The 19,997-nt window shown below is 67.4% G+C and carries 22 protein-coding genes; 14 read left to right on the top strand and 8 right to left on the bottom strand.

Annotated elements, in window-relative coordinates:
* The first annotated feature begins 10 nt into the window (after window positions 1-10).
* From fsa to Q0O97_RS04000, 5 genes are read left to right on the top strand one after another with little or no spacing between them, the layout of a single operon-like run.
* A complete protein-coding gene (fsa, locus tag Q0O97_RS04020; RefSeq protein ID WP_294925203.1) occupies window positions 11-664 on the top strand; it encodes a fructose-6-phosphate aldolase in 654 nt (217 codons plus the stop codon).
* Window positions 664-1,401, top strand: coding sequence for a DUF484 family protein (locus Q0O97_RS04015; RefSeq protein ID WP_294925200.1), 738 nt, complete (start codon window positions 664-666; stop codon window positions 1,399-1,401). Before fsa ends, Q0O97_RS04015 begins: the two co-directional genes overlap by 1 nt.
* On the top strand, window positions 1,398-2,345 hold the full coding sequence (locus Q0O97_RS04010) for a tyrosine recombinase XerC (RefSeq protein WP_294925198.1): 948 nt from the start codon (window positions 1,398-1,400) through the stop codon (window positions 2,343-2,345). The genes Q0O97_RS04015 and Q0O97_RS04010 overlap by 4 nt, the downstream gene beginning before the upstream one ends.
* Window positions 2,346-2,356: 11 nt before the next feature.
* A complete protein-coding gene (locus Q0O97_RS04005) occupies window positions 2,357-2,872 on the top strand; it encodes an N-acetyltransferase (RefSeq protein WP_294925195.1) in 516 nt (171 codons plus the stop codon).
* A gap of 46 nt (window positions 2,873-2,918) precedes the next feature.
* The gene (locus Q0O97_RS04000; RefSeq protein WP_294925333.1) at window positions 2,919-3,677 is read left to right on the top strand and encodes a TSUP family transporter; all 759 of its coding nucleotides are present in this window, start codon (window positions 2,919-2,921) and stop codon (window positions 3,675-3,677) included.
* A gap of 8 nt (window positions 3,678-3,685) precedes the next feature.
* Here Q0O97_RS04000 and Q0O97_RS03995 read toward each other — a convergent pair whose 3' ends face one another.
* Together Q0O97_RS03995 and Q0O97_RS03990 are read right to left on the bottom strand one after the other, a co-directional pair.
* A complete protein-coding gene (locus Q0O97_RS03995; protein WP_294925193.1) occupies window positions 3,686-4,504 on the bottom strand; it encodes a calcium-binding protein in 819 nt (272 codons plus the stop codon).
* 127 nt (window positions 4,505-4,631) lie between these two features.
* Window positions 4,632-5,621, bottom strand: a complete 990-nt coding sequence (locus Q0O97_RS03990) for an asparaginase (RefSeq protein ID WP_294925190.1) — start codon at window positions 5,619-5,621, stop codon at window positions 4,632-4,634.
* 144 nt (window positions 5,622-5,765) lie between these two features.
* Between Q0O97_RS03990 and Q0O97_RS03985 the strand changes: the two genes are divergently transcribed.
* The 7 genes from Q0O97_RS03985 (at window position 5,766) to Q0O97_RS03955 (ending at window position 13,244) form a co-directional block, all read left to right on the top strand.
* Window positions 5,766-6,293, top strand: a complete 528-nt coding sequence (locus tag Q0O97_RS03985) for an invasion associated locus B family protein (RefSeq protein WP_294925187.1) — start codon at window positions 5,766-5,768, stop codon at window positions 6,291-6,293.
* Window positions 6,294-6,420: 127 nt separating this feature from the next.
* On the top strand, window positions 6,421-7,611 hold the full coding sequence (rlmN, locus tag Q0O97_RS03980; RefSeq protein ID WP_294925184.1) for a 23S rRNA (adenine(2503)-C(2))-methyltransferase RlmN: 1,191 nt from the start codon (window positions 6,421-6,423) through the stop codon (window positions 7,609-7,611).
* A 144-nt stretch (window positions 7,612-7,755) separates the two neighbouring features.
* Entirely contained in the window at window positions 7,756-9,288 is a 1,533-nt protein-coding gene (gpmI, locus tag Q0O97_RS03975; protein WP_294925181.1) for a 2,3-bisphosphoglycerate-independent phosphoglycerate mutase, read from the top strand.
* Window positions 9,285-10,481, top strand: coding sequence for a peptidoglycan DD-metalloendopeptidase family protein (locus Q0O97_RS03970; RefSeq protein ID WP_294925178.1), 1,197 nt, complete (start codon window positions 9,285-9,287; stop codon window positions 10,479-10,481). Before gpmI ends, Q0O97_RS03970 begins: the two co-directional genes overlap by 4 nt.
* Entirely contained in the window at window positions 10,478-11,893 is a 1,416-nt protein-coding gene (locus Q0O97_RS03965; RefSeq protein ID WP_294925175.1) for a S41 family peptidase, read from the top strand. Before Q0O97_RS03970 ends, Q0O97_RS03965 begins: the two co-directional genes overlap by 4 nt.
* Window positions 11,890-12,396 (top strand): RNA pyrophosphohydrolase, encoded by a 507-nt coding sequence (locus Q0O97_RS03960; RefSeq protein WP_294925172.1) that lies wholly within the window; start codon window positions 11,890-11,892, stop codon window positions 12,394-12,396. Before Q0O97_RS03965 ends, Q0O97_RS03960 begins: the two co-directional genes overlap by 4 nt.
* 92 nt (window positions 12,397-12,488) lie before the next feature.
* The gene (locus tag Q0O97_RS03955; RefSeq protein WP_294925169.1) at window positions 12,489-13,244 is read left to right on the top strand and encodes a lipopolysaccharide kinase InaA family protein; all 756 of its coding nucleotides are present in this window, start codon (window positions 12,489-12,491) and stop codon (window positions 13,242-13,244) included.
* Window positions 13,245-13,285: 41 nt separating this feature from the next.
* On the opposite strand, the gene Q0O97_RS03950 is transcribed toward Q0O97_RS03955, so the two are convergent.
* The 4 genes from Q0O97_RS03950 to dapD form a co-directional block, all read right to left on the bottom strand.
* Window positions 13,286-14,560, bottom strand: coding sequence for a lytic murein transglycosylase (locus tag Q0O97_RS03950; RefSeq protein ID WP_294925166.1), 1,275 nt, complete (start codon window positions 14,558-14,560; stop codon window positions 13,286-13,288).
* Between the two features lie 124 nt (window positions 14,561-14,684).
* Entirely contained in the window at window positions 14,685-15,005 is a 321-nt protein-coding gene (locus tag Q0O97_RS03945) for a hypothetical protein (protein ID WP_294925163.1), read from the bottom strand.
* Between the two features lie 134 nt (window positions 15,006-15,139).
* A complete protein-coding gene (locus Q0O97_RS03940; RefSeq protein ID WP_294925160.1) occupies window positions 15,140-15,391 on the bottom strand; it encodes a GlsB/YeaQ/YmgE family stress response membrane protein in 252 nt (83 codons plus the stop codon).
* Between the two features lie 87 nt (window positions 15,392-15,478).
* Entirely contained in the window at window positions 15,479-16,306 is an 828-nt protein-coding gene (gene dapD / locus Q0O97_RS03935) for a 2,3,4,5-tetrahydropyridine-2,6-dicarboxylate N-succinyltransferase (RefSeq protein ID WP_294925157.1), read from the bottom strand.
* Between the two features lie 92 nt (window positions 16,307-16,398).
* Here dapD and Q0O97_RS03930 point away from each other — a divergent pair, with 92 nt between their 5' ends.
* A complete protein-coding gene (locus tag Q0O97_RS03930) occupies window positions 16,399-17,238 on the top strand; it encodes an LOG family protein (RefSeq protein WP_294925155.1) in 840 nt (279 codons plus the stop codon).
* Here the strand turns inward: Q0O97_RS03930 and rlmH are convergent.
* Window positions 17,235-17,702, bottom strand: a complete 468-nt coding sequence (gene rlmH / locus Q0O97_RS03925; protein ID WP_294925152.1) for a 23S rRNA (pseudouridine(1915)-N(3))-methyltransferase RlmH — start codon at window positions 17,700-17,702, stop codon at window positions 17,235-17,237. The two genes, Q0O97_RS03930 and rlmH, sit on opposite strands and share 4 nt — an antisense overlap.
* Window positions 17,702-18,163, bottom strand: coding sequence for a ribosome silencing factor (rsfS, locus tag Q0O97_RS03920; RefSeq protein ID WP_294925150.1), 462 nt, complete (start codon window positions 18,161-18,163; stop codon window positions 17,702-17,704). Before rsfS ends, rlmH begins: the two co-directional genes overlap by 1 nt.
* Window positions 18,164-18,539: 376 nt before the next feature.
* Between rsfS and leuC the strand changes: the two genes are divergently transcribed.
* Entirely contained in the window at window positions 18,540-19,976 is a 1,437-nt protein-coding gene (gene leuC, locus Q0O97_RS03915) for a 3-isopropylmalate dehydratase large subunit (protein WP_294925147.1), read from the top strand.
* The last annotated feature ends 21 nt before the right edge of the window (window positions 19,977-19,997 follow it).

Raw genomic sequence — 19,997 nt, 5'->3', positions numbered from 1 at the left:
GCCAACCGCCATGAAATTCTTTGTCGATACCGCAGATGTCGCCGCCATCCGCGAACTGAACGATCTGGGCATGGTGGACGGCGTGACCACCAACCCCTCGCTGATCCTGAAATCGGGCCGCGACATCGCCGAGGTCACGCGCGAGATCTGCGAGATCGTCAGCGGTCCCGTCAGCGCCGAGGTCGTCGCCAGCGACGCCGAGGGCATGATCGCCGAGGGCCGCCACCTTGCCAAGATCGCCGACAACATCGCGGTGAAGGTGCCGCTGACCTGGGACGGGCTGCGCGCCTGCAAGGTGCTGTCGGGCGAGGGCCGGATGGTCAACGTCACGCTGTGCTTCAGCCCCGCGCAGGCGATCCTTGCGGCCAAGGCGGGCGCCAGCTTCATCAGCCCCTTCATCGGGCGGCTGGACGACATCAACCTGGACGGGATGGAGCTGATCGCCCAGATCCGCGAAATCTACGACAATTACGACTGGACGACGGAAATCCTCGCGGCCTCGATCCGCTCGGTCAACCATATCACCGACGCGGCGCGGATCGGCGCGGACGTGATCACCGCACCCCCCGCCGTCATCAAGGCGATGGCCAGCCATGTGCTGACCGACAAGGGGCTGGACCAGTTCAACGCCGACTGGGCCAAGACCGGCCAGAAGATCGTCTGATGTCCGGGGACGGCGAAACGGTCGAGGGCGAAGGGCAGGCAGCCGAGCCGGCCCTGCCCGAGGCGACGCGCCAGCAATTGCTGGCCAATCCGCAACTGCTGCTGGCCGACCGCGACCTGATGCGCGCCCTTGTCGGCGCGCGCGAGGCCGAGGCGGGCACCAATGTCGTCGATATCCGGGGCCGCGCCATGCAGGTGCTGGAGGAACGGCTGGACCGGCTGGAATCCGCGCACCGCACCGTCGTTGCCACCGCCTATGACAACCAGTCGGGGATGCACCAGGTCCACCGCGCGATCCTGTCGCTGCTGGAACCCCAGGACTTCCCCGCCTTCCTGGACGCGCTGCAAGCCGAGGTCGCGCCGATCCTGCGCATCGAATCGCTGCGCCTGCTGATCGAACATGACGACCCGGCGGCCCAGCCTGCGAAAAAGGGGCTGGTCTTCGTGCCCGAGGGCACCGTCCTGCAAATGGTGCTGGCCGAAAGGCGCGCGCCGCGCGGCGACGACATCGTGCTGCGCGCAACCGCCGACATCACGCGCCCCCTGCATGACAACGCCGAGGGCCGCATCTGGTCCGAGGCGCTGATCCCGCTCAACCTCGACCCCGATCACGGCATGGCGCTGATCCTGATGGGGTCGCGCGATGCGCAACGGTTCTCGCCCACGCAGGGGACCGACCTGCTGCGCTTCTTCGCGCAGGTGTTCCGGCTGACGCTGCTGCGCTGGCTGCGGCCATGACGGGCGACCGGGGCAAGGACGCGCCGCTGGCGCTTGCCCCGGCCATGTCCGACGCACTGGCCCGCTGGCTTGAGGGCGAGCGCGCCACCCGCGACCGTTCCGACCACACGATCCGGGCTTACCGGGCGGACCTGCTGGCCTTCCTGTCCTTTGTCGGGAAGCATCGTGGCCAGCCCGCCCTGCCCGGCAATATCGCCGAACTGACCCAGACCGACCTGCGCGGCTTTTCCGCCCACGAAAGGGGACGCGGCCTTGGCGCGCGCGCGCTGGCCCGGCGGCTGTCGGCGGTGCGCAGCTTCATCCGCTGGCTGTCGGACCGCGAGGGGTTCGAGGCCTCACGCATCCTCAACACCCGCGGGCCGCGCTATCGGCGGTCCCTGCCCCGCCCGCTGGCCGCCGACCAGGCCCGCGAGGTGCTGGAGATGGCCGAGGCGGGCCACGAAACCCCCTGGATCGCCGCGCGCGACGTGGCGGTGCTGACGCTGCTCTACGGCTGCGGGCTGCGCATATCCGAGGCGCTTTCGCTGGACGGCCGCGACTGGCCGATGGGCGAGGCACTGCTGATTCGCGGCAAGGGCGGGCGCGAAAGGCAGGTGCCGGTCCTGCCGGTGGCGCGCCAGGCCATCGCGGATTACCTGCGCCAATGCCCCTGGCCGCTGGAACCGGCCTCGGCCCTGTTTCGGGGCGCGCGCGGGGGGCGACTCAACCCCGGCGCGATCTCGGGGGCGATGCGGCTGGCGCGCGAAAGGCTGGGCCTGCCGCCCACGGCGACGCCCCACGCGCTGCGCCATTCCTTCGCCACGCATCTGCTGGCGGCGGGGGGCGATCTGCGCACCATCCAGGAATTGCTGGGCCATGCCAGCCTGTCCACCACGCAGGTCTATACCGGCGTGGACGACGCCCATCTGCTGGCGGTCTACCGCGCCGCCCATCCCCGTTCATAAGGCCCCGCCCCATGCAGATCCGACCCACGCAGATCCGACCCGAACAGCCCGGCGACGAAGACGCGATCCACGACCTTACCGTGGCGGCATTCGCGCCGATGCCCTACAGCCAGGGCACCGAGGCGCCGATCATCCGCGCGCTTCGCAGGGACGGCGACCTGACCCTCTCCCTCGTCGCCCTGCACGGTCCGGACATCATCGGGCATATCGCATTCTCTCCGGTGACGATCGATGGCCGGGCCGAGGGCTGGTTCGGCCTGGGACCCGTCTCGGTGCATCCCGGTTTTCAGCGCAGGGGGGTGGGCAGCCTGCTTGTCCGGCAAGGGCTTGGTGCGCTGAAGGCGCAGGGCGCGAAGGGTTGCGCCCTGATCGGAGACCCGGATTTCTACGCCCGCTTCGGATTTGCGAACGACGGGCGGCTGGATTATGGCGAGGTTCCCGCCGCCTATGTCCAGTGGCTGGCCTTCGGCGCCCCGTGCCCAAGAGGCCGCCTTGGGTTCAGCCCCGCCTTCGATACCCAGCCCTGACCCGGCCCTTTACATCGCCCCGCGCCCGGCGCAATGAGCCGCGATGATGATCGAGCTTTCCACCGAGATATTCCTGATGCTGGTCGTGGCGGGCTTCGCCGCGGGGTTCATCGACGCGATCGCGGGCGGCGGCGGGCTGATCACCGTGCCCGCCCTGATGCTGGCGGGCATTCCGCCCACGCAGGCGCTGGCGACGAACAAGGTGCAGGGCGCATTCGGCGCGGCGACGGCGGCGATCAGCTATGCCCGCAGCGGGCTGGTCGATCTGCGCGCGCAGATCGGCACGGCGGCCATCGCCTTCGGCGCGGGCCTGCTGGGGGCGCTGATGGTCAGCGCCGTCCCGACCGAGATGCTGCGCTATGTCCTGCCCGTGCTGCTGATCGGCATCGCCGTGTTCTTCGCGCTCAAGCCCGGCCTGAACGACATGGACCGCGCCCGGAGGATGGCGCCTGCCGTCTTCGGCGCGACCGTGGTGCCGCTGATCGGCTTTTACGACGGGCTGCTGGGACCGGGGGCGGGGTCGTTCTACATGCTGGGCTTCGTCATGCTGGCCGGGCATGGCGTGCTGAAGGCCACGGCGCATACCAAGCTGCTGAACTTCGCCTCGAACCTGGGCGGGCTGGTGGCCTTCGCGATGGTGGGCCAGCCGCTGTGGCTGATCGGGCTGGTCATGGCGGTGGCGCAGGTCGCGGGGGCCAGCCTGGGATCGCGGCTGGCCATGCGGATCGGGGCGCGGGTGATCAAGCCGCTGCTGGTCGCGACCTCGACCGCGCTGGCGCTGCGGCTGATCTGGCAGATGCTGTAGCCCGCGCCTCAGGTAAAGACGAACATCGATTCGTCAAGCTGCGCCAGCGCCACCCCCTCCAGCGTCAGCGAATGGGCGCGGCCCAGGTCGAAGACCGTATCGCCCCCGCTTTCGGACGCGCGTTCCATCAACTGCCCATAGCTGCCGACGCCGCCCGCGCGGATATGGATCAACTCGGCGGGCAGGCCGTTGCCACAGCCGCAGGCATCCGCGCCCGGCTCGAAGTCGATGATGACGTCATGGCCGCCGCTGAAGATGAACGTATCGCGCCCATAGCCGCCCGACAGGATGTCGTTGCCCTGCCCGCCGTCCAGCGTGTCGTCGCCGAAACAACCGTTGAGCGTGTCGTCCCCGCGCCCGCCCGACAGGTAGTCGTCGCCGAAGCCGCCATGCATGAAATCGTCCCCGGCCTCGCCATACATGAGGTCGTCGCCGAAACAGCCGTGCATGTTGTCGTTGCCCTGGCCGCCCCACATCACGTCATGGCCAAGCCCGCCATGCATGAAGTCGTCGCCAAGCTGGCCATACATGGTATCGTTGCCAAGCCCGCCGAACATGGCGTCGTCGCCCTCGCCTCCGCGCATCAGGTCATGGCCCGCGCCGCCGTCGAGGAAATCGTCGCCCGCGCCGCCGTTCAGCGTGTCGCGGCCCGCATTTCCCAGCAGCGCGTCGTGACCCGAGCCGCCGCGCAGCAGGTCGTTGCCGAAGCCGCCGACCAGCTTGTTCAGCACCGGCAGGCGGGTGTGCTGCCAGGCGTATTCGCCCGCCACATCCGCCAGGGTGCCGCTGTAGACGTTCCAATAAAACTGATAGGATAAGGTCGCCATGAGATTTCCCGAAATACCTGAAGACTGAATACCGGCCCGACATGCAGGCATATCGGGCATATCCACGCTTACAGCAGGGCAGGCCGAAGGTCAGCGGGAAAGACCGGAATGAAACGTTCAGGAAAGGTCAGGGAAAGCCCGCCGCGCGGCGCAATTCGCCGGTGACCATGCCGCGCCAGTTCCTTTGCGGGCCGGTCAGGTATCTGGCGACGACGGGATGGTCGGGATCCAGCACGCCCAGGTGGACCATCAGGGCGGTGATCGCGGCCTCGGAGCCGCGCGTGCCGCCGTCCGCCACCTTCAACGCCACGCCCAGTCCCTGATCGGGCAGGATGGCGACGAAGACGGCCTCGGCCCCGGTCTTGACGACGGCGCGGCCGTTCATGGCGCGCATCAGCTCGGTGCAGGCGCGGGTTTCGCCGGCAACCAGTTCGGGGTGGTCCAGCATCGCCCGGACCAGCCGGCGCTGCGCCTCGCCGCGCGTCCCGGCATCGGGGGCGGCAAAGCTGCGCATGGCGCGGGCCAACCCCTCGACCGTGCAGGCGAAATTGGGGGCCGAGCAGCCGTCGATGCCCCAGCCCCGGATCGGCTCGCCGGTCAGGTCCTCGAAGGCCATGCGGATGGACCGCTGGATCGGATGGTCCGGCGCGACATATTCGGAATCGCCCTTGATATGGCGGTTCAGCGTCAGGAAACCCGCATGCTTGCCCGAACAGTTGTTGTGCAACTGGCAGGGCGCCTCATCGCCGCAGACCAGCCGCTTGCGTTCGTCCGCGTCGCCGGGCAGATGCGCCCCACAGCGCAGGTCGGTTTCGCCAAGCCCCAGCCGCTCCAGCCATTCGGCCACCTGATCGACATGCAGCCGCGCGCCCTGATGACTGGCGCAGGCCAGCGCCAGGTGGCGCGGTTCCAGCCCGCAGGCATCCGCCGCACCGCTTTCGACCAGCGGCAGCGCCTGGATCATCTTGCACGACGACCGCGGAAAGATCGTGGCGCCGGGGCTGCCCCATGCCTCGACGATTCCGTGGCGGTCGCAGATGACGGCATGACCCTGGTGGACGCTTTCCTTCAGTCCCCCGCGCCACAGTTCGATCAGGTCGGCTGCTTTTTCGGGCATGTTTCCTCTGACATTTGCGCGATTTTCTGCGACGAGGGCTTTCTCGCGCCACGCATTTCGCATTATTGTGCCGCCAGACGGTTGAAAATACCACCGTATTCGGAAACTAATCCGGTCAACCGGATAATGGCAGGAGGCCAGAGCATGACCACACCCTCGCTGCGCGCCGCTGCGGCAGCAGTCTTCATCGCTACCGTCGGCGTTTCCGCACCTGTATTTGCACAGGATTCGACGAATGTGGTGACCACCGAAGGCGACTGGACCGTCTTCGCGGCCAGCAACCCCCGCGAATGCTGGGCGGTTTCGGCGCCCAGGTCCACGCAGAACACCCGCAACGGCCAGCCAGCCGACGTGAACCGCGGCGACATCCGCCTGTATATCGCCTATCGGCCCGGCCAGGATCCCGAGGTCTCCTTTACCGGCGGCTATCCCTTCGCAGGCGATTCCACGGTCGAGGTGGACGTGGGCGGGCAGAAGTTCAACCTGTTCACCGAGGGCGAAAACGCCTGGGCCGGTTCCCCTGCCGAGGATGCGCGCCTTGTCGCCGCGCTGCGCGGCGGTGCGACCGCCGTGGTCACCGGGCGTTCGTCGCGCGGGACGAACACGGCCGATACCTTCTCGCTTTCCGGGGCGACCGCCGCGACCAACGCCGCACGGTCGAGCTGCCAGTAACGGCGGCGCGGCCCGCCCGCAAACACGGCCCCAAACCTGGCCCCGGCGCTGCCGCCGGGGTTTTCCCCATTGAAAAATGCGCAAAAGCCGCATATCTGCGGGGCTTGCCCCTTTTGCCGGTTTCGCCATGACACCCGATCCCAATGCCTCGGTCCCGATCACGCAGGACGTGCTGACCATCCCCCGCAAGCTGCCCGACGGCGCGCGGGTGAATATCGTCGGCCTCACGCGCGAGGAATTGCGCCAGGCGCTGATCGAGGCCGGCACGCCCGAAAAGCAGGCGAAGATGCGCGTGGGCCAAGTCTGGCAATGGGTCTATCACTGGGGCGTGCGCGATTTCGCGCAGATGACCAACCTTGCCAAGGACTACCGCGCGCTGCTGGCCGAACGGTTCGAGATCGCGCTGCCCGAGATCGTCACCCGCCAGATCAGCGCCGACGGCACCCGCAAATACCTGCTGCGCATCAACGGCGGGCACGAGGTCGAGACCGTCTATATCCCCGAGGAATCGCGCGGCACCCTGTGCATCAGTTCGCAGGTGGGCTGCACGCTGACCTGTTCCTTCTGCCATACCGGCACGCAGAAGCTGGTGCGCAACCTGACCGCGGGCGAGATCGTGGGCCAGGTGCTGCTGGCCCGCGACGACCTTGGCGAATGGCCGAAACCCGGCGCGCCCAAGGACGAAACGCGGCTGGTCAGCAATGTCGTGCTGATGGGCATGGGCGAGCCGCTTTACAACTTCGACAATGTCCGCAACGCGATGAAGGTCGTGATGGACGGCGAGGGCATCAGCCTGTCGCGCCGCCGCATCACCCTGTCCACCAGCGGCATCGTGCCGGAAATCGCCCGGACCGCGCAGGAAATCGGCTGCCTTCTGGCCGTCAGCTTCCACGCCACCACCGATGAGGTGCGCGACAGGCTGGTGCCGATCAATCGCAAGTGGAACATCCAGGAATTGCTGGCGGCGCTGCGCGAATATCCGCGCCTGTCCAACAGCGAGCGCATCACCTTTGAATATGTCATGCTGGACGGCGTGAACGACAGCGACGAGGATGCGCGCCGGCTGGTCCGGCTGATCCGCGGCATTCCGGCCAAGATCAACCTCATCCCCTTTAACGAATGGCCCGGCACGCCCTACCGGCGGTCGAGCTGGGAACGGATCGAGGCTTTCGCCGACATCATCCACAAGGCGGGCTATGCCAGCCCCATCCGCACCCCGAGGGGCGAGGATATCATGGCCGCCTGCGGGCAGCTCAAATCCGCGACCGAGCGTGGCCGCAAGTCGAAGGCCCAGATCGCGGCGGAAGCGGGCGCCTGAACCCGCCGGCGCCGCGCCGGTTGCGCCGTTGCATGGGTATTTGGATGATGAAGAAAGCAGCAGCCGCGCGATTCGGCACGGGGGCCGTCCTTGCCCCCGGCCCGTTCCCGGCGTAGAACCGTGGCAAAATATCCGAGGCCCCGCATGACCGTTCCGCCGACCGCCCGAAAGCCCGTCGTCCTGTGCATCCTGGATGGCTGGGGGATCTCCGACCGGCCCGAGCAGAGCGCGCCGGCGCAGGCGCTGACGCCGAACTTCGACCGGCTGATGCGCGAGGATCCCCATGCCACGCTGGTCACCTTCGGTCCCGATGTCGGCCTTCCGCGCGGGCAGATGGGCAATTCCGAGGTCGGCCATACCAATATCGGCGCGGGCCGCGTGGTTGCGATGGACCTGGGCCAGATCGACCTTGCGATCGAGGACGGCAGCTTTCAGCGCAACCCCGCGCTTCTGGATTTCGCCGCGAAGGTCAGCGCCGAGGGCGGGGTGGCCCATGTCATGGGCGTCGTCTCGGACGGCGGGGTTCACGGCCATGTCGCGCATCTGCTGGCCGCCGTGCGTGCCCTGACGGATCGCGGCTTGCCGGTCGTCGTCCATGCGATCACCGACGGGCGGGATGTGCCTCCGCAATCGGCGGCGGGTTTCGTCGCCGCGCTGACCCCCGCCCTGCCGATGGGCGCCCGGATCGGGACGGTGATCGGGCGCTATTACGCGATGGACCGCGACAATCGGTGGGAGCGCGTCGCGCGCGCGTGGCAGGCCATCGTGAACGCCGAAGGCGCGCGCGCCGAACTGCCCGAACAGGCCGTTTCGCAATCCTGCGACCTTGGCGAATACGACGAATTCATCCAGCCGACCGTCATCGGCGATTACGCGGGCGTGCGGGACGGGGACGGGTTCTTCTGCCTCAATTTCCGAGCCGACCGCGCGCGCGAGATCCTGTCCGCGCTTGGCGATCCCGCTTTCGACGCCTTTGAGACCGGGCCGCGCCCGCAGTGGTCGGCCATGCTGGGGATGGTCGATTATTCGGACCGGCACAATGATTTCATGGCCAGCGCCTATCCCAAGCGGCAGGTGGCCAACACGCTTGGCGCCTGGGTCGCACAGCAGGGGTTGCGCCAGTTCCGGCTGGCCGAGACCGAGAAATACCCCCATGTCACCTTCTTCCTGAACGGCGGCAAGGAGACCCCCGAACCCGGCGAGGACCGCCACATGCCCGCCAGCCCCAAGGTCGCCACCTACGACCTTGCCCCCGAGATGGCCGCCCCCGAGGTCAGCGCGCGGCTGGTCCAGGCGATCCACGAAGGCTACGACCTGATCGTGGTGAATTTCGCCAACCCCGACATGGTCGGCCATACCGGCAGCCTGCCCGCCGCGATCCGCGCCTGCGAGGCCGTGGACAAGGGGCTGGGCATGATGGTCGAGGCGCTGGATGCCACCGGCGGCGCGGCGGTCGTCATTGCCGATCACGGGAATTGCGAAACCATGCTGGACCCCGAAACCGGCGGCGCGCATACGGCCCATACCGTCAACCCCGTGCCCGTGATCGTCCACAACGGCCCGCGGGGGGCCACGCTGGCAGATGGCCGGCTGGCCGATGTCGCCCCCACGGTGCTGGAGCTGATGGGCCTGCCCAAACCGCCCGAGATGACCGGCAACAGCCTGATCCGCGCATGAAGGTCTTGCCCACCCTTGTCCTTGGCCTGATGGCTGCGGCGGCCCTGTCGCTGACGGTGGCCGCGGCCGATTCGCCTGTCGACGAAGCCTCGGCCGAGGCGGCGCTTGCCGCGCGCCATCTGCGCGAGGCGGCGGGGCGGCTGGATACGGCGCTTGGCGCGCAGGACCAGGTGGTTGCGCTGACCGACATGATCCGCGCCTATGAGCGGGGCATGGGCGCCCTGCGTTCGGGGCTGCGCCGCGCCGGGATGCGCGAGCAGGAGATCCTGGCCGAGTTCGAGGCCCGCCGCGACCGCCTTGGCCGCGTCCTTGGCGTGATGACCGCGATGCAGAAATCGCCCGAAACCGCGCTGCTGCTGCATCCGGCGGGACCCGAGGCGACGGCGCGCTCGGCCATGATCCTGAATTCGATCGCGCCCGCGCTGTCGGCCGAGGCCGACGAATTGCAGACCGCCCTGCGCGAGATCCAGACCGTCCGCGCGCTGGAGGAAGGCGCCGCCAACACGCTGGCCCAAGGCATGGGCGAAGTGCAGGAGGCCCGCCGCCTGCTGGCCAGCGCGGTCAACGACCGCTCGTCCCTGCCGGTGCGCTTCGGCGAGGATCCGGTCGAGCTGACGACGCTGGTGCAATCCGCCGATACGCTCGACGCCTTCGCCACCGGCATCATCGGCATGGAAAAGGACGTCGGCGCCCCGATGGGTGATTTCGAGGGCGCGCAGGGCAGCCTTGCCATGCCCGCCGTCGGCACCATCATCCGCCAATACGGCCAGGCCGATGCGGCGGGCGTATCGCGCCCCGGCATCGTCATGTCCACCAGCCCCGCCGCGCTTGTCACGACCCCCTGGCCCGCCACGATCCGCTATCGTGGCCCGTTGCTGGATTACGGCAATGTCATGGTGATCGAACCGGCGCAGGGCTATCTGCTGATCTTCGCGGGCCTGTCGCAGGTCTTCGGCGAGGTGGGCGACGTGCTTGCCGCGGGCGAGCCGGTCGGCCTGATGGGAGGCGAACTTGGCTCGGCCCAGGAATTCGGCATCGGTTTCGTGCAGAACGCCGCCATCGGCGAACATGAAGACCAGACCGAGACACTTTATATTGAACTGAGAAAAGGCAAGGATACGCTGGACCCGACCGAGTGGTTCATGGTGAATCCCATTGTCGGCGACACAGGTCAGGACGGAACGACCGGATGAAACATTATCTAATCGCAGGCGCCATCGGCACCCTGGCGGGCGCGCTGGTATCGACCCAGCTCGCCGCGCCGCTGATCGCGCAGGAATCGGGCCGCAATGCCTCGGTCTACGAACAGCTCGATCTTTTCGGCAACGTCTTTGAACGTGTCCGCGCCGATTATGTCGAGCAGGTGGACGATAAGGAACTGATAGAAGCCGCGATTAACGGCATGCTGACCTCGCTCGACCCGCATTCGGGCTTCCTTCCTGCCAAGGAATACGAGGACATGCAGACCCAGACCCGCGGCACCTTCGGCGGCCTTGGGATCGAGGTCGGGCAAGAGGACGGGCTGGTCAAGGTCATCTCGCCCATCGACGACACGCCCGCTGACAAGGCAGGCGTCAGGGCGGGCGATTTCATCACCCATGTCGATGGCGAATCGCTGCTGGGAATGACGCTGGACGACGCCGTCGAGAAGATGCGCGGCCCCGTCGGCAGCGAAATCACGATCACAATCCTGCGAGAGGGCGAGTCCGAGCCTTTCGACATTTCCATCACCCGCGACACGATCAAGCTGACCGTGGTGCGCACCCGCGTCATCGGCAATTCGGTGGTGGTCCGCGTCTCGACCTTCAACGACGAAACCATGTCCACGCTGACCGCCGAGATGGCCAAGGCGATCGAGGAAGCGGGCGGGATGGACCGGGTTTCGGGCTTCGTGCTGGACCTGCGCAACAACCCCGGCGGGTTGCTGAACCAGGCGATCGAGGTCTCGGACGCCTTCCTGGAACGCGGCGAGATCGTCTCGACCCGTGGCCGCATCGCCGAGGAAAGCGAACGCTGGAACGCCAACCCGGGCGATCTGGCGGAAGGCAAGCCGATGGTCGTGCTGATCAACGGCGGTTCGGCCAGCGCGTCGGAAATCGTGACCGGCGCGTTGCAAGACCACCGCCGCGCCATCGTCGTGGGCACCAAGTCCTTCGGCAAAGGCTCGGTCCAGACGGTGATGCCGGTGACTTCGGACAGCGCGATCCGGCTGACCACGGCGCGCTATTACACGCCCTCGGGCCGCTCGATCCAGTCGCTGGGGATCAACCCCGACATCATCGTGGAACAGCCCCGCCGCGCCCCCACCGACGAGGATGAGGACGCACCGCGCACCCAGTCCAGCTTCCTGAACTCGGAAGCCGATCTGCGGGGCGCGCTTGGCAACGACTCGATCAGCGACGAGGAACGCCAGCAGATCGAGGAAGAGGCCAGGCAGGTCGAGGAAACCGCCAATCTGCGCGAGGAAGACTATCAGCTTGCCTATGCGGTCGATATCCTCAAGGGGCTGGCCGCCGTGGAATATCACGCCAACCGCGTCCCGGACGAGGCCAAGCCCGCCGTCACCGGCGAAGGCGGCCCGGATGGCGAGGCATCTTCCCAATGACCGCGCAAGCCAGCGGGCAGGAACGCAGCGGCCCCGCCGGGCTGCCCTATCGTCCCTGCGCGGGCGTGGTTCTGGTGAACCGTGACGGGCTGATCTTTACCGGCCACCGCATCGACACCGTGGCCGAGGCCTGGCAGATGCCACAGGGCGGCATAGACGCGGGCGAAACCCCGCGCCAGGCCGCCCTGCGCGAGCTGACCGAGGAAACCGGCGTCCCGCCCGCGCTGGTCGAGGTGGTGGCCGAAAGCCCCGGCTGGCTCTATTACGACCTGCCGCCCGAACTGGTCGGCAAGATCTGGGGCGGCGAATTCGGCGGCCAGCGGCAGATGTGGTTCCTGATGCGCTTTCTGGGCCGCGACAGCGACATCCGCATCGACACGCCCCACCCCGAATTCGACCGCTGGCAATGGACCGGCGCGGAGGAAATGATCGAAAAGATCGTCCCCTTCAAACGTGAGGTCTATCGCCGCGTGATGGACGATTTCCGCGATCTGCTGGGCTGACGGCAAAGTGACCGGCCTGCGCCGCCGAACCTGCTGATCTGGCAAAGCCCTGAACAACAAGATAAAAAGCCACGGCGGCAACCGGGGGAAGAATGACCATGCAATCCGTCAAGCCACCTTGCCCGGACGCGCGCGACATCCACGATCTGCGCCGGGCCGTGCGCCGCTCGCCCGCCGGGCACCGCGTCGCCCGCGTCGAGGTCAATGGGCGCGCCTATTGGATCAAGCGCCCCGAAAACCTGTCGCTGCGCTGGCGGCTGCAAAAGGGCAATCCCGCCCGCGCCTTCGAGCGCGAGCGCAAGGGCCTGCACCGGCTGCGCGAACTGGGCATGCCGGTCCCGCCCATCGTCGATGAGGGCCCCGATTACTTCGTCACCCCCGATGCCGGGCCGTCGCTTGCCGCGCTTTGCCGATCCCCCGATTTCACGCATGAGGAACGCCGGACCGCGCTGGCGCAGGCCGCCCGGACCCTGCACCGGCTGCACGAGGCCGGGCTGGCGCATGGGCGGCCCAACCTCAAGGACTTCCTGTGGGACGGGCAGCACATCACCCTGATCGACCTGGAGCGCTTCGGCAGGATTCGCCGGTTGCATGCGGCCCAGGTCATAGATTTCATCATCTTTGCGCTAAGCTGCTTTGCCGTGGCCAACCGCTCGCTGCCGCAGATCGACCAGGCGCTTTACCTTTACCGGATGCTGGACGTGCGCGGGGTCTATGACGCCGCCAGCCGCTGGCTGCATTGCCTGCGCTGGCTGGACCCCCTGGCCCGGCGCCTGCGCAAATGCCGAAATTCGCGCGATCTTTCGGCGGTGTCGCGGCTGTTCAAATGGTGGCGCGAACGTAGCTGACGGAAACGGGGCGGCCCTTTGCAGGACCGCCCTGCCCGGCCTTATCGCCGCAACTGACCCAGCAGGATCGAGGTCGGATAGCCGTCCGGCGTCACGCCGATGGAACGCTGGAAGGCCGAGACCGCCTCCATCGTGGCGGAACCGAACAGCCCGTCGATCTCGCCCTGATAGAAACCGCGCTGGGCAAGGCGGCGCTGGATTTCCTCGCGCTCGGAGGTGGACAGCGGGCGGTCGTTACGCGGCCAGTTGCCCTGGATGCCCGGACGGCCCGCGATGCGTTCAGCCAGGAAGGCCACGCCAAGCGCGTAATTGTCCGAGTTGTTGTAGCGCAGGATCGAACGGAAGTTGTCCATGATCAGGAAGGCCGGGCCGCGCGCCCCCGCGGGCATGATGATTGAGCCGTTGCCGCTGGGCAGCGCGCCCCCGCCGATGCGGCGCACGCCCTGCGCCGACCAGTCGCCGCTCGAACGCCGCGTGCCCTTGCCGATCAGGCCCATGTTGAAATTCGAGGGCAGTTGCACCTCGGTCCCCCATGCCTGGCCGCGCCGCCAGCCGTTGCGCGCCAGATAGGCCGCGGTCGAGGCCAGCGAATCCGTCGGGTCGTCCGACCAGATGTCGCGCCGCCCGTCGCCGTTGAAATCGACCGCATATTCCAGATACGAGGTCGGCATGAACTGGGTGTGACCCATCGCGCCCGCCCAGCTTCCCAGCATATGTTCGGGATCGGTATCACCCGCCTGGATGATCTTGAGCGCGGCGATGAGCTGGTTCTGGAACATCTCGCCCCGCCGCCCGTCATAGGCCAGCGTCGCGAGCGACGGGATGATCTGCATCCGCCCCCGGTTCGCGCCGAAGTTCGATTCCATCCCCCAGACGGCCAGCACGATTTCGCGCGGAACGCCATAGCGTTGCTCGATCGCGGCAAGGGTGCGGCTGTGCTGCGACAGCATCTGGCGGCCGGTGCCGATGCGGCTGTCCGACACGGCGCTGTCCAGATACAGCCAGACGGGACGCGAGAACTCGGCCTGGCGGCGGTCCAGCCGGATGACCTCGGGGTTGTAGCGGGCGATGCGCATGGCGCGGTCGTAGGTCGCGGCATTGACGCCCGACGAAACCGCGCGCGAACGGAAGTTCTGGACGAAACGCTGCAAGCCCGCCTCATCCCCCGGCGAGGCCTGCGGGATCGGCGACGGCGTCACCGAAGACGAGGACGAAGGCGCTGCCGCGCCCGGCGCATAGCCAAGCGGCGCGCCGCAACTGGAAAGCGCACCGATCAGCGCGGCCGAAAGCGCGATACGGGGAAGGGATCTGGTCATGTCACTGCCTGTTCGTTTGGGTTTTCTGCCGTTTTCAGCGATTCTAGCCCAAGGTCCGCAGGATGAATAGGTCTGGTTTGCCCGTTTTCCGCACCCCGTCCGTTTTCCCGCCTGTCGGGCCGGGTCAGCGATCTTCGGGGAAAAGCGGCTGCGAACTGGCAACGATGACGGCGTTTTCGTCCAGCGCGCGCTGCATCAGGGCGCGTTCCTCGTCGGGGATGTCGTGCCCTTCGGCCAGGCGTTCGTCCAGCGAGCCGTGGCCGGTGATCTCGATCGGGTTCAGGTCGGCCTGTTTCAGGATGGCGACGGTTTCGCGCACGGCCTCATCCTCGTCCTTGCCCGAGGCATAGACCAGCATCGCGCCCCCCGTCGCGCCATCGGGCAGGCCGTCGCCCTCTTTGCGACCCAGTTCGACCAGCAGGGTATAGACCTGTTCTTCCGCCATGACGTGTCCCTTCGCGCGCGTTCCAGGGCGGGAATGGGCAAGGCGGGCGGGCGCGTCAAGCCCCCGCGGCGGCGGCGCGCAATGAAAAACCCGCGGGCCGGGCCGCGGGTTCTTCGGGTGGTGCGGGGCGGCGGCTAGCGCGCCACGGCGCGATAGAGCCAGATCAGGATCACCGCGCCGACGATGCCCGCGATCCCCTGCGCGATCCAGCTTCCCGCCTGCGTATAGATGCCGAACATGGACAGCAGCGCATTCGCAACCACCGCGCCGACGATGCCCAGGATGACGTTCAGGAAAATCCCGGTATCGGCCTTCATGATATTGCTGGCGAGCCATCCCGCCAATCCGCCGACGATGATTGCGGCGATCCAACCCAAGCCTTGCATGACTTACCCCCGTTTGCAGAAGCCTTCCGGCACCCAACGCCGCAAACCGCGATTCGGTTCACGGCGCCGTCAGCGGGGGCGGAAAAATCAGTCGCGCAGCAATTCGTTGATCGAGGTCTTGGAGCGGGTCTTTTCATCCACGCGCTTGACGATCACGGCGCAATAAAGGTGAACGCCGTTCTTCGAGGGCATGGACCCCGCGACCACGACCGAACCGGCGGGCACTTCGCCATAGACGACCTTGCCCGTCTCGCGGTCCAGGATCTTGGTCGATTGGCCGATGAACACGCCCATGCCAAGGACCGAGCCTTCGCGCACGATCACGCCCTCGACCACCTCGGAGCGGGCACCGATAAAGCAATTGTCCTCGATGATGGTGGGACCTGCCTGCATGGGTTCCAGCACGCCGCCGATGCCGACGCCGCCCGACAGGTGGACGTTCTTGCCGATCTGCGCGCAGGATCCCACGGTGGCCCAGGTGTCGACCATCGTGCCCTCGTCCACGAAGGCGCCAAGGTTGACGAAGCTGGGCATCAGCACCACGCCCTTGCCGATATGGGCGGACTTGCGCACCACGCAGTTCGGCACGGCGCGGAAACCGGCCTCGCGCCAGCGGTTTTCGCCCCAGCCGGCGAACTTGCTGTCCACCTTGTCCCACCAGCCGCCATCCTGCGGGCCGCCCGGCTGGATCTGCATGTCGTTCAGGCGAAAGCCCAGCAGCACCGCCTTTTTCGCCCATTGGTTCACATGCCAGTCGCCGCCCTCGCGCCTTTCGGCGACGCGCAGCGCGCCGCGATCCAGCGCGTCCAGCGTGGCCTCGATCGCCTCGCGGGTTTCGCCCTGGGTGGCGGGGGTGATCCCGTCGCGGGCTTCCCAGGCGGTTTCGATGGCATTTTCAAGGGCGGTGAAGGTCATTGGGGCCTCTCACGGGTGGAAACTATGTGCTGCTGGCTATAAGCGGGGAACGACCGCGGCGCAATGAGCAGCCGGCCATGCAAGAGATTTCGATGACCGAAGAAGAAGAGCGCAACCACCCTTTCCGCGACAGCCAGCAGGACGCCCGCGCCGCCGAACTGCGGCCCGACACGCCCCAGACCCGCGCACCCGCCTATCGGCTTGCCTTCACCGACCAGGAATTCCTGCTGCGCGAGGAACTGCGCCCGGTGCGGCTGCAACTGGAACTGCTCAAGCCGCAGATGATCATGGATGCACGGGGGATCCGCTCGACCATCGTGATGTTCGGCGGCGCGCGCATCCCCTCGCCCGAGGCGCGCGACACCGCCCGCACGCCCACGCTGGCCGCCCTGTCGCGCTATTACGACGAGGCGCGCAGCTTCGCCCGCATGATGACCGAACGCAGCCTGCGCAGCTACGGCGTCGAAAACGTGATCTGCACAGGCGGCGGCCCCGGCGTGATGGAGGCGGGCAACCAGGGCGCCCATGATGCGGGGGGCGTCTCGATCGGGCTGTCCATCGTGCTGCCGCATGAACAGGCGCCCAACGGCTATGTCACGCCGGACCTGTGCTTCAACTTCCACTATTTCGCGATCCGCAAGATGCATTTCCTGATGCGCGCCAAGGCGATCACGGTCTTTCCCGGCGGCTTCGGCACGCTGGACGAATTGTTCGAGGCCCTGACCCTGATCCAGACCGGCCGGATGCGGCGCATCCCCTTCATGCTGTTCGGGCGCGAATTCTGGCAGGACATCATCAACTGGCAGGCGCTGGCCGAGGCGGGCACCATCAGCCCCGAGGACCTGGACCTGATCCGCTTCGTCGAAACCGCCGACGAGGCCGTCGCGATCATCGACGGCTGGCAGGACCCCTGTGCGCCCTGCGACGACTAGGCCCGGTGATAGGGACCGCCCGCCAGGATCGTCGCGGCGCGGTAAAGCTGTTCTGCCAGCATGACGCGCACCAGCATGTGCGGCCAGACCATCCGGCCCAGGCTGATCGCCAGATCGGCGCGGGCGCGCAAGGCGGGGTCGATCCCGTCCGCGCCCCCGATGACGAAACAGACATCGCGCGCCTGATCGCGCCAGCCGGCGATGCGGGTCGCGAAATCGGGCGAATCCAGCATCCGCCCGCGTTCGTCCAGCACCACCAGCGCCGCGCCATCGGGGATCGCGCGGGCCAGCAGCGCGGCTTCGGCGCCCATGCCGCCGCCGCGCTTGTCCTCGACCTCGGCCAGGGTGACGGCGGGCAGGCCAAGCGGACGGCCCGCCTTGGCGAAGCGGTCAAGGTAATCGGCGGCCAGATCGGCCTCGGGACCTTGCCGCAGCCGCCCGACCGCGGCGATCACCAGCCGCATCAGCGCGTTTCGTTCGCGTGTTCGGCGCGCAGCCGCTCCAACGTGGGCGAGCGCAGGGCGTCCGCGGGCATCCACATCTTTTCAAGCTGATAGAACTCGCGCACCTCGGGGCGAAAGACGTGGATGATGACGTCGTCGGTGTCGATCAGGACCCAGTCTCCGGTCTCCTTGCCCTCGACGCGGGCGCCGCGTCCGGTCTGCTGCTTGAGCCGTTCGACCAGCTTTTCGGCGATCGACGCGACCTGGCGCGATGAGCGGCCCGAGGCGATCACCATGTGATCGGCCATCGCCGAACGGCCGCGAAGGTCGATGGTCACGACATCTTCGGCCTTGTCATCTTCCAATGAGGCAAGGATGCGTTCCAGAAGCTGATCGCTGGTCAGCGCTTCGGAACGGGTGGCGGTCGCGGCCGGCTGATCCGCCGGCGGGACGGTATTGGACAGGGTAGTTCCTCCGATCATAACGCCGCTGAACCCCGGCGCCGGGTATCCCCAAAGATAGCACGATTCCGGCCTTTCTCAATGCCACGGATGCGATTTGTGGCAAAACCGCCCATAGGGCGGCGCGGCAAAGGGGGCACAGCCCGCGGGTCAAATCCCCGCCAGCGTGCAGGCAATCGTTGCACCGGCGGGGAAACCGGCCTAAATTCACGCCCATGCAAGGATTCGTCTATTTCGACATTCACGACCGCGCCCGCCTGCCGGGACGGTTCTATGGCGAAAGCCTCTCGATCACCGCCCGACTTTGATGCCGGGCCGGGCGCCTTGTCCTGCGCCCCCTGCCGCGCCCTGCGGCGATTCGCATGAAAAACCAGCTACTCTTCGGAAAGAGAAAGCCATGACCGGCAACAACAACGCGGGCGCGCCCCGCACCTTGTATGACAAGATCTTCGACGCCCATGTCGTCGACCGGCAAGAGGACGGCACCTGCATCCTCTATATCGACCGCCATCTGGTCCACGAGGTGACCAGCCCGCAGGCCTTCGAGGGGCTGCGCATGGCGGGCCGCAAGGTGCGCCGTCCCGACCAGACCATCGCCGTCCCTGACCACAACGTGCCCACGACCCCCGACCGCGTGAACGGCATCGAAAACCCCGAGGGCCGCATCCAGGTCGCCGAACTGGACAAGAACGCCCGCGAATTCGGGCTGAACTACTACCCGATGAACGACATCCGGCAGGGCATCGTCCATATCGTCGGCCCCGAACAGGGCTGGACCCTGCCCGGCATGACGGTCGTTTGCGGCGACAGCCACACCGCCACGCATGGCGCATTCGGCGCGCTGGCCCACGGCATCGGCACCTCCGAGGTGGAACACGTCCTGGCCACGCAGACGCTGATCCAGAAGAAATCGAAAAACATGAAGGTGGAAATCACCGGCAGCCTGCGCCCCGGCGTCACCGCCAAGGACATCACGCTGGCGGTGATCGGCAAGACCGGCACGGCGGGCGGCACCGGCTATGTCATCGAATATTGCGGGCAGGCGATCCGCGAGCTGTCGATGGAAGGCCGCATGACCGTGTGCAACATGGCGATCGAGGGCGGCGCCCGCGCGGGCCTGATCGCGCCCGACGACAAGACCTTCGCCTATTGCCAGGGCCGCCCCCATGCGCCGAAGGGCGCGGCATGGGAGGCCGCCGTCCAATGGTGGAAGACCCTGTTCTCGGACGAGGGCGCGCATTGGGACAAGGTCGTCACCATCGCGGGCGAGGACATCGCCCCGGTCGTGACCTGGGGCACCAGCCCCGAGGACGTGCTGCCCATCACCGGCACCGTCCCCTCGCCCGACGATTTCGAGGGCGGCAAGGTCGAGGCCGCGCGCCGGTCGCTGGACTACATGGGCCTGACGCCGGGCACGCCGCTGAACCGGATCAAGGTGGACGCGGTTTTCATCGGTTCCTGCACCAACGGCCGGATCGAGGACCTGCGCGCCGCCGCCGCCATCCTGCGGGGCCGCAAGCTGGCCGATGGCGTGCGCGGCATGGTGGTGCCCGGTTCCGGTCTGGTCAGGATGCAGGCCGAGGAAGAGGGGCTGGACAAGATCTTTACCGACGCCGGTTTCGAATGGCGTCTGGCGGGTTGCTCGATGTGCCTGGGCATGAACCCCGACCAGCTTGCGCCGGGCGAACGCTGCGCCGCCACGTCGAACCGCAACTTCGAGGGCCGCATGGGCCGCGGCGGGCGCACCCACCTGATGTCCCCTGTCATGGCGGCGGCAGCAGGCATCACCGGCCACCTGACCGACGTGCGCGAGTTGATGACCGAGACCGTCTGACGCAGGCGCGGGGCGCAAAAG

Origin of the sequence: uncultured Paracoccus sp., from assembly GCF_945915435.1 — a bacterium.
Lineage (GTDB): Bacteria > Pseudomonadota > Alphaproteobacteria > Rhodobacterales > Rhodobacteraceae > Paracoccus.
Note: the sequence above shows the minus strand (reverse complement) of the source record. Positions and strands in the feature narration are given on the sequence as shown.

What these genes read in the sequence shown, in the direction of transcription:
- Q0O97_RS03950 (WP_294925166.1), bottom strand. Translation starts at nt 14,560, where the DNA reads ATGACCAGATCCCTTCCCCGTATCGCGCTTTCGGCCGCGCTGATCGGT.
- Q0O97_RS03955 (WP_294925169.1), top strand. Translation starts at nt 12,489, where the DNA reads ATGACCATGCAATCCGTCAAGCCACCTTGCCCGGACGCGCGCGACATC.
- Q0O97_RS03995 (WP_294925193.1), bottom strand. Translation starts at nt 4,504, where the DNA reads ATGGCGACCTTATCCTATCAGTTTTATTGGAACGTCTACAGCGGCACC.
- leuC (WP_294925147.1), top strand. Translation starts at nt 18,540, where the DNA reads ATGACCGGCAACAACAACGCGGGCGCGCCCCGCACCTTGTATGACAAG.
- Q0O97_RS04015 (WP_294925200.1), top strand. Translation starts at nt 664, where the DNA reads ATGTCCGGGGACGGCGAAACGGTCGAGGGCGAAGGGCAGGCAGCCGAG.
- Q0O97_RS03945 (WP_294925163.1), bottom strand. Translation starts at nt 15,005, where the DNA reads ATGGCGGAAGAACAGGTCTATACCCTGCTGGTCGAACTGGGTCGCAAA.
- dapD (WP_294925157.1), bottom strand. Translation starts at nt 16,306, where the DNA reads ATGACCTTCACCGCCCTTGAAAATGCCATCGAAACCGCCTGGGAAGCC.
- rlmN (WP_294925184.1), top strand. Translation starts at nt 6,421, where the DNA reads ATGACACCCGATCCCAATGCCTCGGTCCCGATCACGCAGGACGTGCTG.
- Q0O97_RS03965 (WP_294925175.1), top strand. Translation starts at nt 10,478, where the DNA reads ATGAAACATTATCTAATCGCAGGCGCCATCGGCACCCTGGCGGGCGCG.
- fsa (WP_294925203.1), top strand. Translation starts at nt 11, where the DNA reads ATGAAATTCTTTGTCGATACCGCAGATGTCGCCGCCATCCGCGAACTG.
- Q0O97_RS03985 (WP_294925187.1), top strand. Translation starts at nt 5,766, where the DNA reads ATGACCACACCCTCGCTGCGCGCCGCTGCGGCAGCAGTCTTCATCGCT.
- Q0O97_RS04000 (WP_294925333.1), top strand. Translation starts at nt 2,919, where the DNA reads ATGATCGAGCTTTCCACCGAGATATTCCTGATGCTGGTCGTGGCGGGC.
- rsfS (WP_294925150.1), bottom strand. Translation starts at nt 18,163, where the DNA reads ATGATCGGAGGAACTACCCTGTCCAATACCGTCCCGCCGGCGGATCAG.
- Q0O97_RS03960 (WP_294925172.1), top strand. Translation starts at nt 11,890, where the DNA reads ATGACCGCGCAAGCCAGCGGGCAGGAACGCAGCGGCCCCGCCGGGCTG.
- rlmH (WP_294925152.1), bottom strand. Translation starts at nt 17,702, where the DNA reads ATGCGGCTGGTGATCGCCGCGGTCGGGCGGCTGCGGCAAGGTCCCGAG.
- Q0O97_RS03930 (WP_294925155.1), top strand. Translation starts at nt 16,399, where the DNA reads ATGACCGAAGAAGAAGAGCGCAACCACCCTTTCCGCGACAGCCAGCAG.
- Q0O97_RS04010 (WP_294925198.1), top strand. Translation starts at nt 1,398, where the DNA reads ATGACGGGCGACCGGGGCAAGGACGCGCCGCTGGCGCTTGCCCCGGCC.
- Q0O97_RS03940 (WP_294925160.1), bottom strand. Translation starts at nt 15,391, where the DNA reads ATGCAAGGCTTGGGTTGGATCGCCGCAATCATCGTCGGCGGATTGGCG.
- Q0O97_RS03970 (WP_294925178.1), top strand. Translation starts at nt 9,285, where the DNA reads ATGAAGGTCTTGCCCACCCTTGTCCTTGGCCTGATGGCTGCGGCGGCC.
- Q0O97_RS03990 (WP_294925190.1), bottom strand. Translation starts at nt 5,621, where the DNA reads ATGCCCGAAAAAGCAGCCGACCTGATCGAACTGTGGCGCGGGGGACTG.
- Q0O97_RS04005 (WP_294925195.1), top strand. Translation starts at nt 2,357, where the DNA reads ATGCAGATCCGACCCACGCAGATCCGACCCGAACAGCCCGGCGACGAA.
- gpmI (WP_294925181.1), top strand. Translation starts at nt 7,756, where the DNA reads ATGACCGTTCCGCCGACCGCCCGAAAGCCCGTCGTCCTGTGCATCCTG.